The sequence below is a fragment of the Pseudenhygromyxa sp. WMMC2535 genome, assembly GCF_011083025.2.
Genome location: NZ_JABJWV010000001.1, coordinates 8090449 through 8103699 on the forward strand (window position 1 = coordinate 8090449; position 13251 = coordinate 8103699).

The following is a 13251-nucleotide window of genomic DNA, read 5'->3' on the forward strand; positions in this document are numbered from 1 at the left end:
GCGCGATGCAGAGGCGCGCCATCCGCTGTGTCTGGGCGAGCTCATGGCGAGGCGCTATGCTCCTGCCGTGCCCACGTCCCGCACGGCGCGAGTAACCGGCGCCCTGGGTGTCCTCGGAGCGCTCTCGCTCGCAGCCTGTCCCGGCAGCGGCGACGAGCAATCCGGGGACGACGAGGTCGGGAGCAGCTCGAGCGATTCGAGCGCGAGCGCCGGCTCGACCACCGAGACCGAGACCGAGACCCAGACCCAGACAGGGACGGAAGCCGACACGGGGACAAACCACCTGCCCCCCGCGCCGACCCTGATCAGCCCAGCCGATGGCGCGGTCGATCAGCCCGTCGACATGCAGCTGTGCTGGCAAAACGTCGAGGACCCCGACGGCGACGCCCTGCGCTACCGCGTGTTCCTCGACGACGTCGAGCTCACCGAGGGCAAGAAGGGCGAGCAGGACGGCTACGACGGCCCCTGCCTCGGGCCGCTGCTCTTCGCCCACGAGCGCAGCTACAGCTGGCGCGTCCAGGCCTTCGAGGTCGACGATCCCACGCAGCAGTCCGAGCCCAGCGAGACCTGGAGCTTCACCACCGCCAGCGACGGCGAGAGCGAGACGGTGTTCTTCGATCGCTTCGACGAAGACCTCGGCTGGGTCATCGACGGCGACGCGGCCACGGGGGCCTGGGAGCGCGGAGATCCGGTGCCCACGCTCCACGGCGACCCTGCCCGCCGCGCCCAGCCGGGGCGCTGCTTTGGCGGTTTTTCTTGCCTGTTCACCGGGCAAAACCCCGACGCCATCGCCGACCAGGGCGACGTCGACGGCGGCCAGACCCGGGCGACCTCCCCGGCCTTCGACCTGTCCGGCGCGACCGGGGCCGTGAGCGTCCGCCTCAGCCGCTTCTTCTACCGCTCCGAGCCGGGCGTGGACGCGAGCTTGCGCGTCGAGCTGCTCACCCCCAACGACGAGGCCCCCGAGGGCTACGACCTCCACCTGCTCGAGCTCCTCGAGCAGCCGACCAGCGCGGCCGCCCACGACGCCTGGCTGCCCCGGGAGTACCTGCTGTGTGACGCGCCGGCCGTCGCCGGCGTCCGGCTGCGGCTCACCGCGACGGACCTCGGCGAGGGCGTGCTCGAGGCCGCCATCGACTCGGTCTCGGTCCACGCCTACGCCGACGCCACGGTCTGCACGACCGAGCTCGGCGGCGCCTGTGACCCGAGCCTGGGCGACGCCGCCTGTGCCGGCGCGCTGCTGTGTTGCAGCCAAGGTCAGCTCGAGGCCGGCGTCCATCGCTGCGAGGAGGCCGCGGCTGGCCTCGACTTCGAGTCGCCCCCCGCGAGCCCCGACGAGCCAGGCAACGGCCCGCTCGGCTGCAACGCCCCCGACCTCGTCGTCGACGGCGCTGGCGTCGAGCCCTTCACCTTCAGCGAGATCCTGATCACCGAGCAGACCTGCGAGCTGCTCGAGGGCTGCGTCGACGCGGCGGGCTGGCGGCGGGTCATGCTCTTCACCGTCCCGATCGCCAACATCGGCGCCCGCGACCTCGCCCTCGGCGTGCCCGTCAACAACCCCGACATCTATCACTACAGCGACTGCCACGAGCACTACCACTTCGACGAGTTCGCCCGCTACGAGCTCACCGACAGCCAGGGCCAGAGCGTGGTCGCTACCGGCCACAAGCAGGCCTTTTGCCTGCTCGACACGATCAGCTGGGCGTGGCCCTTCGAGCTCGCCAAGTACGACTGCGCCAACCAGGGCATCAGCCGCGGCTTCTCCGACTTCTACGAGTCCGGGCTGCCCTGCCAGTGGATCGACATCACCGGCCTCGAGCCCGGGGACTACCTGCTGCGCATCATCCTCAACCCGCTGCGCGAGGACTTCGCCCTGCCCATGGTCAACGAGCGCGACGTCGACAACAACGTCCTCGAGCTCCCGGTCGAGATCCCCGCCCCCTGAGCGAGCGCGCTCGCCAGTTCACTGGCGAGAATTCGGCGGGGCTCAGTCCTGCGCCTCGACCTTGGCGTCGAGCTTCTCGAGGCGCTCCTCGAGCTTGCGCAGCTTGTCGCGCAGCTCCTCGAGCTCCTTCTCGGCCGTGCCCAGACGCGGCTCCTCCGCCTTGCGCAGCGAAGCCAGGACCTGGTCGACGCGCACGCCGTCTTGGTGCGTGATGCGGTCGCGGAAGCGCTCGAGCGCGGCGATCGCCTCGGTCGCGCGGGCCGCATCGAGACCCGAGACGGCGGCCAACTGAACCCGCGGGACGGGATCGCGCAACAGGTCGACGAGGCGCTCGATGGCGGCCTCGCGGGCGCGCTTGTCGAGGCGGCGCGCGAGCTGGCCGAGGGCCAGGGCCGCCGCCGGACGGGCGCGGTTGGAGCTCGCTCCCGCCTGCGTGTGCGCGAGCAGCAGATCGAGGGCCCGCGCGTCGCGGGTCGCCGCCAGCGCGCGCATCGCCCCGCTCTGCTCGAAGCCGTTGTAGCCGGTCTCGGCGCTGGCCGTAGCGATCGCCTCGAAGGGCGCGCGATCGCGCTGCGAGCCCAGCACCTCCCAGGCGACCATGCTCGCGCGATGGGGCAAGCCGGCGCGCAGGCGCTCGAGCACGGCCTCGGCGAGGGCGGGATCGCGGACGTCGATGCAGGCGCGCAGCAGCCCCTCGAGCACGCGCAGGTCGTCCTCCACGCGCAGCGCGTGGACCAGGGCCTCGACTGCCGCCCCCGAGCCGACCTCGCCCAGGGCCTTGGCCCACTCGACGCGCACGCCCCAAAAGGGCTCGCTCGACCAGCGCTCGCGCAGCTTGTGGATCAGCCCAGGCTTGCCCTTCTTGGCCAGCTCGCGGCCGGCGAGGATCCGCCCGAGCACGTCGGGCGCGTCGACGAGCTGAGCCTCGAGCTTGTCGTCGCCGGGGTCGAAGTCGAGCTTGTGCAGGACCTCGAAGTCCGGGTCGACGCGGACCATGTCGGGCTCGCCGTCCATCTCGAAGGTGAAGGCGTGGCGCTCACGCTCGATCATCACCTGCTTGCGGACCTCCTCGCCGTCGACGGTCCACGCCAGGGTCAGCGGGAAGCGAAACAGGCCAACGCCGGCCTTGGCGTCGAGCTGGGCCTGCTTGATCGTGAACCCGCCGCGGTGGTGCTCATCGTCCCAGTCGAACTCGACCTCGAGCAGGGGGTAGCCGGGGCTGTAGATCCACTGCTCGAAGAACTCGACCAGCGAGCGCCCGCTGACCTGCTCGAAGGCCCGGCGCAGATCCTCGGTCTCGACCACCTTGCCGGCGTTGTCGCGGATATAGGCGTGCACGCCCTCCCAGAACAGCTCGTCGCCGAGCCAGCAGCGCAGCGTGTGCAAGCGCGCCGCCCCGCCCGGGTACAGGTGCATGTCGTAGAGATCGAAGGAGCTGTTGTACTCGCGCGTGACGATCGCTCGCTTGTAGCGGCTGTCGGCCTCGCGGAAGTAGGCGCGGGCGTTGAGCCACAGCTCGTAGAGCTGCTCGTCGCGGCCGAGCACGTCCTCGAACCAGCACACCTCGATATAGGTCGCCCAGCTCTCCTTGAGCCAGGCGTGGGCGTAGTCGCGGCAGACGATCAGATCGCCGAACCAGCTGTGCGCCATCTCGTGGACGTTGACCTGATCCACGAGCTGTCCCCACTCCCCGGCCAGCGCCTCGTCGAGCAGGAACTGATCGTCCCAGCTGACCAGCGAGATGTTCTCCATGGCCCCGCCAAAGTGGGGCAGCGCGAACTGGAAGTACTTGGGATAGGGGAAGGCCGTGCCGAGCTTGGCCGTCATCCAGCGCATGATCTCGGCGGTCCCACCAAAGGCCCGCGAGAGGTGGTCGACGCCGTGCTCGTGGCTGCAAAAGTAAGCCAGCGGGACGCCATCGCACTCGCCATCGTCGAGGCGCACGAACTCGCCGATCGCAAAGCAGACCAGGTAGCTCGGGCAGGGCTGGTCGAGGCGCCAGTGCGCGGTCTTGGTCCCGTCGTCGTGGACCTCCTCGCGCTCGAGCACGCCGTTGGCGAGGATCGTCAGGTCCGCGTCGGCGCGCAGGTGAAAGGCCAAGCTGGTGCGCACCGCGGGCAGGTCGATGGTCGGCAGCCAGTGGCGCGCGCGCTCGGTCTCGTGGTCCGTGGCGGCGAAGCGCGGCGCCTGCGGCCAGGCCTCGCCGAAGCTCGCCGGGCCCGAAAACAACAGCCCCGAGCACGGCTCGACCACGCGGTAGCGGATCTCGAGCTGGCGCGTCTCGTCGCGCGCGGCCCCCTCGTCCCAGCGCACCCGGATGACCTCGCCGTCGTAGCGCCAGCGCAGCCCCGGGGCGTCGTCTGGCGCGGCCGGATCGCGGACGCTCAGCTCGCGCAGATCGACCGCGTGCAGGCTGAGGCTCCGGGCCCCCGCGGCCCGCCAGCGCAGGGTGTGGGTGACCTTGCCGAGCGCCCGACGACCGTCGACGTCGACCTGGAGATCGATGTCGAGATGGATCGGCTCGATCTCGAGGTCCGGCGGATAGTGAGACTTCGCGCCGGGCAAGGTGAAGTCTGAGGAGCTGCCTGCGTGAGCACAGCGGTGGTGAGCGCAGGCGAAGCGCAACGAGTCACGGCGATCGGTCACGGGACCTGGCCAGACTAGCAAGGAAGGCTGCCGCTGGCACGATCCAGCGACAGCCGCCCGCGTCTTTGCCCCGGCGCTGCCCCACTTTGCCCCGCGGGCGGTCGAGAACGTGCCAGACGCGCCCACGCGCGGGCCAGCTCTCCGGGAACTCGGCAAATTCCCGGAAAACTCGGCCCCGCGTCGCCGCTCGGCCCGAAGCAGACCGGCGGCGAGGAGCCCGTGGTGAGGCCCAGCGCGGCTCTCAGGCCGCGGGCTCGGGATCGAGCTCGCTCAGCCCCAGGATCGTCGTGGCCAGCACCGCCACGCCGTAGCCCGTGCCGCGATCCTTGGGGAAGGCCGGCCCGGCGAGGTCCAGATGGAGCCAGCGCGCGCTCGTGCCCGCGAGGTGGTTGTAGACGAATTGCCCAGCGCAGGCAGACTGGGCGTTCATGCGGTTGCGGACGGAATTGCACATGTCCGCGACCGTGCTCGAGAACTCCTGCTTGTAGAACTCGGGGGCGAAGGGCAAGGGGTGGACCAGCTCGCCGCAGGCCTGGCCGGCAGCGATCGCCGCGCGCTCGAGGGCCTCGTCGTTGCAGTAGACCGCCCCGTGCAGGACTCCCGTGGAGATCAGCTGCGCGCCGGTGAGCGTCGCCGCGTCGAAGATCGTGTCGGCCTCGAGCTCGCGCGCCGCCCAGCTGACCCCGTCGGCGAGGAGCAGCCGGCCCTCGGCGTCGGTGTTGTTGATCTCCACGGTCTTGCCCGAGTGCATGGTCAGGATGTCGTCGGGCTTGTAGGCCGCCGGCCCGATGGCGTTCTCGGCCATGCACAGCACCAGCGAGACCGCGAAGTCGGGCGCCGCTCCGGCGATCACCCGGAAGGCGCCGAGCACCGCCGCGGCTCCGCCCATGTCGCACTTCATGCCCTCCATGGCGCCGCGCGGCTTGAGGTGCAGGCCGCCCGTGTCGTAGGTGACGCCCTTGCCGACCAGGGCCACGTGGCGCTCGCCGGGCTCCGCCGGACTGTAGCGCGCGACGAACATGCGCGGGGCAGAGAGCGCGCAGCGGCCCACCGCGTGAATCCCACCGAGCCCGTGCTCGAGCAGCTCGTCTCCGACGATCTCCTCGATCTCGACGCCCGCGATGTCCTCGAGCATGGCCCGGGCCCGGGCGGCGAAGCTCTCGGGGTGGAGCTCGCTCGGGGGCGTGTCGACGAGCTCGGCGCTGTCGCGGGACGCCGCGAGCATCGCGTGAGTCAGCGCAGGCGCCTTCACGGGCTTGCCCTTGGCGTCCACGGCGAGGATCTGCACGCGCCTGGACCCGGGCGCCTTCGACTTGCCCGAGAACTGCGGAAAGCAGCGCCCGATCGCCACGGTCTGCGCGAGCACGTGGGCCTCGTCGTCGACGACCAGCACAATCGCGAGCTTGCCTTTGCCCTTGGCGACACCCGAGGCCGCAATCACACGCCGCACGCTCTCCGCACGAGTCGGCGAGTTCGCCCTCGAAACGTCGTTTGGAAGCATGCCAATAGCGAGCTGACGCGGCTCTCGTCCGGTCAATGTCGTCCCCGCGGATCCGAGGTCGCCCGGCTTGACGTCCTTGGCGAGCTCGAGCACCAGCTCGTCGTTCTTCTTGCCGAGCAGGCTGGGGAGGCGGTTTTTAGTGAAGACCCGCTGGGGAGCGACGACCATCACGGTCTTGGCTCCCTTGAGCAGCGTCTTGGTCGAAGTTGCGAAGCCGATCGATGACACCGACCGCAGTATGCCCAAAAAAGTGCACGGCGTGGAATCACTTTATTTCATTCGCACGAACAACTCGATTGACGCAGGACGGGCGTTCACCGTAGCGTGCCCTGGGTTCGCCCGCGTTGGTCATGACCGTGAAGCATCCTTGGTCCTCCCTGCTCCTGTGTTCATTTTGTCTGCTCGCTAGCGCCACCTCGGCGACGGCCCAGGCTGCGCCCGAAGAACCCCTCTCGCCCGAACAGGGCGCCGCGCCCGAGCAACCCACGCCCGAGCCGGCGCTCTCCCCCGAGCAAGGCGCTGCACCCGAGCAAGCGCTTGCGCCCGCGAACGCGGCTGCACCCGCGCAGGAGCAGGAGATCGAGGCCGCGAGCGCCGACGCGCCGCCCGAGCCCGCCCTGTCCGAGGGCGCCCCCGCGGCCGCGCCCAGCGATCCCGAGCAGGGCAGCGAGGCCCGCCCGCCCGAGAAGAAGATCCAGATCCCCGTCGACATCGGCGACAGGCACAGCATCACCTATACGAGCCTGCTGGCCCCGCGCATCAACCCCCTCGGCCTCGAGGAGCGCCTGTGGATCGGCTACCAATATCGGCTCTACGACAAGAGCAAGGCGCTCCTCAAGGGCAGCAACATCGGCGTGTTCTTCCGCCCGGTGGTCAGCCCGGCGATCGCCCTGGTCGGCGCGACCTTGCAGATCCAGCCCGCCGCGGTGTTCCGCCTGCGCGCGACCTATAGCTACGTCGCCTATTTCTCGACCTTCCAGTACATGCAGTCGTTCCAGTCGCCCTACGACGACTTCTCCGAGACCAACCTCGACATCCTCGCCGACGAGGGCAAGAACTACGTCTCGACCGGGCACCAGATCGAGCTCGAAGCCCTGGTCCAGGCCCGCTACAAGGGCCTCGCCCTGCGCAGCACGACCACGGTCCACTACAACAGCTTGAACCTGCGCGGCGACGACGACCTCTTCTACGCGATCCGCATCGACGCGCTGGTCCCCAACAAGGGCTGGGTGCTCTACAACGACACCGACCTGCTGTGGATCCACGACTTCGAGAACGCCCGCAACTCCTCGCTGATGACCGGCGCCCGGGCGACCACGGTGATGCCCTTCTATCCCGATCGCGTCTATGAGCCCGGCGACGTGATCGACAACCCCAACGGCCCGCAATTCCGCCTCGGGCCGGAGATCGGCTACATCTTCTACGACCGGCCCGACAAGCACCCGCGCTTCAACCGGCCGACCCTGCTGGTCTTGCCCCAGTGGAACATCAAGCACCGCTGGCGGACCGGCCGCGACGTGAGCGCAGGCCTGCCGACCATCGTCATGGCCTTCGTGTTCACTGGCCAGCTGTGGGGCAAGAACTGATCACCGCGGGCTCCTGACGCGGCGCCTGCTGCCCCGCGTCTGGCCCCGGACTCCGCGGAGCCCCGCGAGGCCAAAGAGCGCGAGCAGGGCCCAGGGGACGCGACCCCGGCCGCCCGCGGCGTCCGCCTGCTCGAGGGCGCAGCCGCAGCCGCGGCCGTTGGGGTTGAACTCGCCGCCAAAGCCCGCGTCGCCCCCCTCCCCGACCTCATCGGCCGAGTCCCCCGCGGTCCCGTCCCCGTCTTCCCAGCCGCCGTCTTCCCAGCCCGAGTCGGCGCCCTCGGCAGAGTCGGCGCCCTCGGCCGAGTCGGCGCCGTCGGCAGAGTCCGCGCCCTCGGCCGAGTCGGCGCCCTCGGCCGAGTCGGCGCCCTCGGCCGAGTCGGCACCGTCGGCCGTGTCCGCGCCGTCGGCCGTGTCCGCGCTGTCGGCCGTGTCCGCGCTGTCGGCCGTGTCCGCCGTACCAAAGCTGTCCATGCCGGGATCCGGCTCCTCGGTGGTCGGCTCGGGGTTCTCGGAGCAGTCGTTGAAGGCGCAGCAAGGGTCGAATTCGATGTCCTCGATGATCGCCCCGAGGGCGGCCTCCAGCTCCGCCTGGGTGTCGGCGTCGAAGGGCCCCTGCTGCCCGCCGGATCCCCACGCGGCCATGTTCATCAGCTGCAGCTGGGCCTCGGCGCTGCCCAGGTTGTCGCCAAAGCCGATCACATGGGTGACCACGCCCTCGGCGAAGAGCGCCTCGAGGGCACCCTGGACCTGGGCGTCCGTCGAATAGCCGCTGTACTGGCCGTCGGTGATCAGCACGTTGACGTACTGCGTGTCCTCGTCGGCGGGGTAGAGATCCGGCGGATCCGCGCGATAGGCCAGGAGGTTGTCGAAGACGAGCTCGAGGCCGCGGTGGGTGTAGGTCCCCGAGCCCGTGCAGAAGGGAAAGCCCGCCTCGCAGGCCGGCATGTGGCTGTGGGTCGCCTGGTCGAAGAAGGGCGAGACCGTGCTGCCGTCGACGAAGCTCCAGAGGATCGGCGGCCCGCCCCAGGGGTCGTCACAGCCCGGCTCGGCGCAAGAGGTCGATGGATCCAGGGCCCAGGCGAAGTTGTCCTGCATGCACGGCCCGTACTGAACCAGCACCCGCTCCTCCGCCGGGTCGTCGCCCCCGAACACCGCGAGGCCGAGATGGATCAGGTCTTCCACGGGTCGCCCGAGGTTCTCGACCTCGACGTCGAAGAGCGAGTTGTCCCCCGCGGCCAGAGCCTCGCGCGCGAGGTCCCAACCGGTCTGACCGGGCTCGCCGGGCTGCTCGCCGACGTTGAGCATCGACGAGGAGGCGTCGAGCAGGACCATCACCCGGGGCAGGCCCGCCGTACACTCGGGGACCACGACCTGATCGGCGATGTCCTGGACCACCGCGCCCATGGCCTGGAAGAGCTCCGTGGGGTTGGCGGCCGCGAGCGACTCGTTGGTCCCGCCGGCCTCGGCGAGCTCGTTGGCGAAGGGCAGATCACCCGCGTCGGCCACGGCGACCACGTAGGTCGGGATCCCCTGGCCGTCGAAGAGCGCAGCGGCGGTGATCGCCGGGTTGTCCTCGGGCGGAGAGAGCACCGGGGTGCCCTCGGCCGCCGTCCATGCGCCGTCGGTGATCACCATGAGCCCATAAAAGCGCTCGTCGCCGGGGACCGTGTCCTCGGGGTGCGCGGCCTTGCTCTCGGCGATCAGCGCGGCCGTGAAGTCCATGGCGCCCTTGGTCCACGTCCCGATGCCCGAGCACGCCCCGGGGCCCCCGGGGCAAAGCGGCGCGGGGGTGGTCTGCAAGGCGGCGATGATCGCCTCGCCGTTGCACTCGAGGTAGCTCTGATCCTCGCCCTCGCGGTCGTACCAGTGCACGTCGAGGGCCTGGCCGTCGATGATCCCCGAGCTGTCTCCGGGGATCGTCGTCCCCGAGACGTCGGGGTCGTCGTCGTGGCCGAAGCGCATCAGGCCGACGCGCATGTTCTCCTGGAAGTAGCCGCCGTTGGTGGTCATCAACGCCGTGATCGCGTCCACGGCCACCTGCCAGCGGGTCTCGTCCGCGGCGCCGAAGGGCTCGCTCATCGACGACGAGTAGTCGAGCACGATCATGAAGTTGGGCTTCTTGAAGGTGCACTCGTTCTCGGTGAAGCAGTCTCCACCCGCCTGCGCGAACTCGTCGTTGGCGGAGAGCAGGCCCACGCCGATCGCCCCGAGCATGGCGAGCTGAGCCGCGACGCGGCGCTTTTTGGGGTCCTGCCAGAGCCTGTCCATACACGCCAATCGTCGCACGCCCCTCCCTCGTGGTCACCACGAAGTCGAGCGCGCTCGAACAGGCTGGAGCCAGCGCCTCCGCAGGCTGACGCCCAGGTCGTCACCAATGTGGCTCACATGGTCTCCCTGGCGCCCGGTGCCCGCGGCGCCAGCTCAGCTCAGCTCAGCTCAGGTCAGGGCGGGCTGACGTGGCTGGGCGCGCCGTCGACCAAGTCTTCGACCCAGTCCACGAGCAGCACGCCATCGACCTCGATGCCATAGAAGTCGCTCCCGCCCAGGTAGGTGTGGTCGCTGCCCTCGAGGAAGTAGGTCCCCCAGCTCGGCTCGACGAGCACGTTGTCACGCAGGTCATAGAGCGCCTCGGTGAACTCCGGGAAGCTCGGCACGACGGCGCTGCAGTCGTTGGCGCCAAAGCCGAAGAAGGTCGAGATTGTCCCGTCGGACTCCGAGGAGATCATGCCCTTGGGCGCGTTGGGGTACCTCTCGGCCACGAAGGGCAGATAGTTCCACAGCCCGCCGCCGTCGGCCCCAAAGCAGTCCGCGCAGTCCTGCGGCAGCGAGTCGTCCACGCCCCAGACGTCGCGGAAGGTCTGCTGGAGGCAGGGCGCGAGGTACTCGTCGCGAAAGATCGGGCCGGAGTCGTCGATCAGCGCGACGTCGTTGTCGGGGAAGAAGCTCGCAAAGGTGTGGTAGTTCGACGCGGCCCCGAAGCCGCCGCCGCTCATGCCCAGGACCACGACGTCATCGAGCTCGGGGAAGGTGTCGACGACGCGCTCGAGCGAGGTGATGACGTTGTCGTGACCGACGAAGAGCTGACCTTGGGGACCGCCGGGGACGTTGCCCACGGGCTCGCTGCCGATGAACGCGTCCCCCGTGCAGTAGGGCATGTAGATGAAGTTGTGCTCCATCAGCGGGTTGTCGGCCTCCTCGTCGTCGAACACCCCCGAGTAGGGCCCCGGATCGAATTTTCCCGTGGCGATGCTCGAGGGGTTGAGCGTGCAGGTCAGCGAGTTGAAGCAGGCCCCGCCGCCCTCCAAGAAGATCGCCAGCTTGTCGCTGTTCTCGGCGTAGCGCACCCCCAGGCCCGCGGGTGAGCCGTCGCGGCAAAAGGTGCCCTCGATCTCGACCCACAGCCACTCGCCGACCGGCGCCTCCGGCAGCGGATCGGCGACCTCGCCCGTGTCCCCGGTCTCGCCCGTGTCGCCCTCTTCACCGGTCTCGCCGGTCTCGCCGGTCTCGCCGACTTCATCCTCGCTCCCCGAGTCCTCGGTGCCGGCGCTCTCGCCCCTATCGTCGGCCGCGCCCTCCGCTCCACATCCAGCGAGGAGGGGGCCAATCAGGAGTCCAAGACAAGCGAGCTTTTTAACCGGCATGGACCGATACTATGGCTGTGATCCGCGCCACTCAAGCAAATTACGCCGCGCGGAGCCGCCTCCAATGCCGATCCACGCACTCCCCGCGAGCGCCCCCCCCGGCTCCCCGGGCCCCAAGAGCCACCGCTCGGCCTCGGCCTGTAAGTCCAAGCGGCCAGCGGCGTAGACGTCCCCGGGGGCTCAAAAGCGGTAGCCAAAAGTCAGCGCGAAGCGAGGGACGAACTCCTCGCGCAACATGATGCACTGCTCGGCTCGGCTGCAGATCGGCGGCGCCTGCTTGACCGTGCTCATCCGCCGCAGGCCACCTTCGATGCCGAGGTTGAGGTGATCGAGGAAGTCCCACGACCAGCCCATGGATCCGCCGCCGCCGAGCGCCACGGCGTTGATGCTGGGCGCCCCGAACAGGAAGTTCTGTCCCACGGTGAAGCTGAGCGAGAAATATACACCCAGCCACGGCCGCGAGATCCAGCCGGTCGCCTCGAGGGTATGGCCGAGGGCCTGGATATGCCCGTAGCCGACGTCGGGGTAGACGTACTCGAAGCTCGCGCCCAGGCTGAAGTGGCGGCCAAAGGCGCGGCGATAGCCCAAATTGACGCCGGCGCGGTTGCTCAGCGTCGTCGCCTGGAGCATCAATTGATTCGACGGGCGGGGATCCAGATGTTCGAAGCGATCAGGGATCGGGCGCAGGGCCCGGGCACGAGCAGGCGCCAGCGCGAAAGCGAGCGCGAACAACCCGCAGGCTGCGAGGGCTCGCCATGACCTCCCGCGTGATGACCACGCTGCTGATCGCCTGCGGCCTCGCTGGCACGGGAAGCCTCGCTGCCTGCACCGAGGTCCCCGAGGTCCGCTACCGCACCGAGCACTTCGAGATCGCGCCAGATTTCGAGCAGCCGGTGTGCGAGGGCACCCTGGCCTACTTTGAAGAGCATCTGAGCTTCGTCGAATCGTCACTGGCGAAGACCGTTCCCTACGGGGAACGCATTCGGTTCTACTGGATTACGGATGATCTCGATAGTTGGTGCAGCTCGACCGCGCTGGGCTGCTACTACCCTGGCACCCGGGTGATCATCGGCTCCGGCGACAGCGTGGCCCACGAGATCGTCCACGCGGTGCTCAACGCCGAAGCCCAAAACAGCCTCTTTTTGGAGGAGGGCCTCGCCGAGCTCTACTCCGGCGTGGGCTCGCGGCGCCCCCAATCCAGCAGCCCCGTGCCCAGCGAGCTGCTGTGGATCACCTCCTCCGGCTACCGCTACGGGCAGCTCGACTACAACGTCGCCATGCACTTCATGGCCTACCTCAACGCCGCCCGCGGCCCCAGCACCGTGCGCGCCATCGCCAACACGGTGGTCACTGGGGCTGGGCCGCCCGAGCTCGAGCGGGCGCTCGAGCGCTTCACGAACCGCGACTACGACGCGCTCGAGCTCCAGTACCTCGAGCAAAATGCCTACTACTATCCCGGCCTGCGTGAAGATGCGGTCACCGCGATCGAGTCGGAGCGCTGGCTCGACGTCTCGCTGCGCTGTAGCGAGGACACGACCATGGGCCCGCTGTGGGATCTCGAGCCCGGCATGTACAGGACCTTGCGCCTGGAGCTGGACCAGACCCAGGCCGTGCAATTCGAGACCCGCGCCCCCGAGGGGGTCAGCATCACGGTCGTCGACGTCGCCGCCGAGCGAGGCAAGCGCAGGGTCGTCGACTTTCACCACCCCAAGCTCAGCGGGAGGGTCGAGCACCCGGAGCTCCACGGCGACGGCGTCGAGGTGCTCCAGCTCAACGCCGGCACGCACCTGATCGTCGTCTCCCGCGCGGGCTACACCGCCAGCGAGGTGTTCTTGCGCGCCGAGCCGCTCGGGTTCCCGCGCAACTGAGGGTCTGTGAATCTCTCCCCCGCGACGCACCTGACGACGTGCGGGAAAAATTCACAGACTCTGA

At 69.4% G+C, this 13251-nt stretch carries 8 protein-coding genes; 3 read left to right on the plus strand and 5 right to left on the minus strand.

Annotated elements, in window-relative coordinates:
* Positions 1-67: 67 nt before the first annotated feature.
* Positions 68-1945 (plus strand): lysyl oxidase family protein, encoded by a 1878-nt coding sequence (locus G6O69_RS31325; RefSeq protein ID WP_172307140.1) that lies wholly within the window; start codon positions 68-70, stop codon positions 1943-1945.
* Positions 1946-1987: 42 nt separating this feature from the next.
* Here G6O69_RS31325 and G6O69_RS31330 read toward each other — a convergent pair whose 3' ends face one another.
* Both G6O69_RS31330 and G6O69_RS31335 read right to left on the minus strand, forming a co-directional pair.
* A complete protein-coding gene (locus G6O69_RS31330; protein WP_172307141.1) occupies positions 1988-4591 on the minus strand; it encodes a M1 family metallopeptidase in 2604 nt (867 codons plus the stop codon).
* A 241-nt stretch (positions 4592-4832) separates the two neighbouring features.
* Complete coding sequence (locus G6O69_RS31335) at positions 4833-6320, minus strand: leucyl aminopeptidase family protein (protein ID WP_346017108.1); 1488 nt, start codon at positions 6318-6320, stop codon at positions 4833-4835.
* Between the two features lie 122 nt (positions 6321-6442).
* Between G6O69_RS31335 and G6O69_RS31340 the strand changes: the two genes are divergently transcribed.
* Positions 6443-7678 (plus strand): hypothetical protein, encoded by a 1236-nt coding sequence (locus G6O69_RS31340; protein ID WP_172307142.1) that lies wholly within the window; start codon positions 6443-6445, stop codon positions 7676-7678.
* On the opposite strand, the gene G6O69_RS31345 is transcribed toward G6O69_RS31340, so the two are convergent.
* The 3 genes from G6O69_RS31345 to G6O69_RS31355 all read right to left on the minus strand — a co-directional run bounded on the left by G6O69_RS31345 (position 7679) and on the right by G6O69_RS31355 (position 12051).
* Positions 7679-9946 carry a vWA domain-containing protein gene (locus tag G6O69_RS31345; RefSeq protein ID WP_172307143.1) on the minus strand — a complete coding sequence of 756 codons (2268 nt, stop codon included), beginning with the start codon at positions 9944-9946 and terminating at the stop codon, positions 7679-7681.
* A gap of 173 nt (positions 9947-10119) precedes the next feature.
* Positions 10120-11319, minus strand: a complete 1200-nt coding sequence (locus tag G6O69_RS31350; RefSeq protein WP_172307144.1) for a pectin acetylesterase-family hydrolase — start codon at positions 11317-11319, stop codon at positions 10120-10122.
* A 180-nt stretch (positions 11320-11499) separates the two neighbouring features.
* Positions 11500-12051, minus strand: coding sequence for a DUF3575 domain-containing protein (locus tag G6O69_RS31355; protein WP_176397198.1), 552 nt, complete (start codon positions 12049-12051; stop codon positions 11500-11502).
* A gap of 23 nt (positions 12052-12074) precedes the next feature.
* Between G6O69_RS31355 and G6O69_RS31360 the strand changes: the two genes are divergently transcribed.
* Positions 12075-13187, plus strand: a complete 1113-nt coding sequence (locus tag G6O69_RS31360; RefSeq protein ID WP_172307146.1) for a hypothetical protein — start codon at positions 12075-12077, stop codon at positions 13185-13187.
* Positions 13188-13251: the final 64 nt, after the last annotated feature.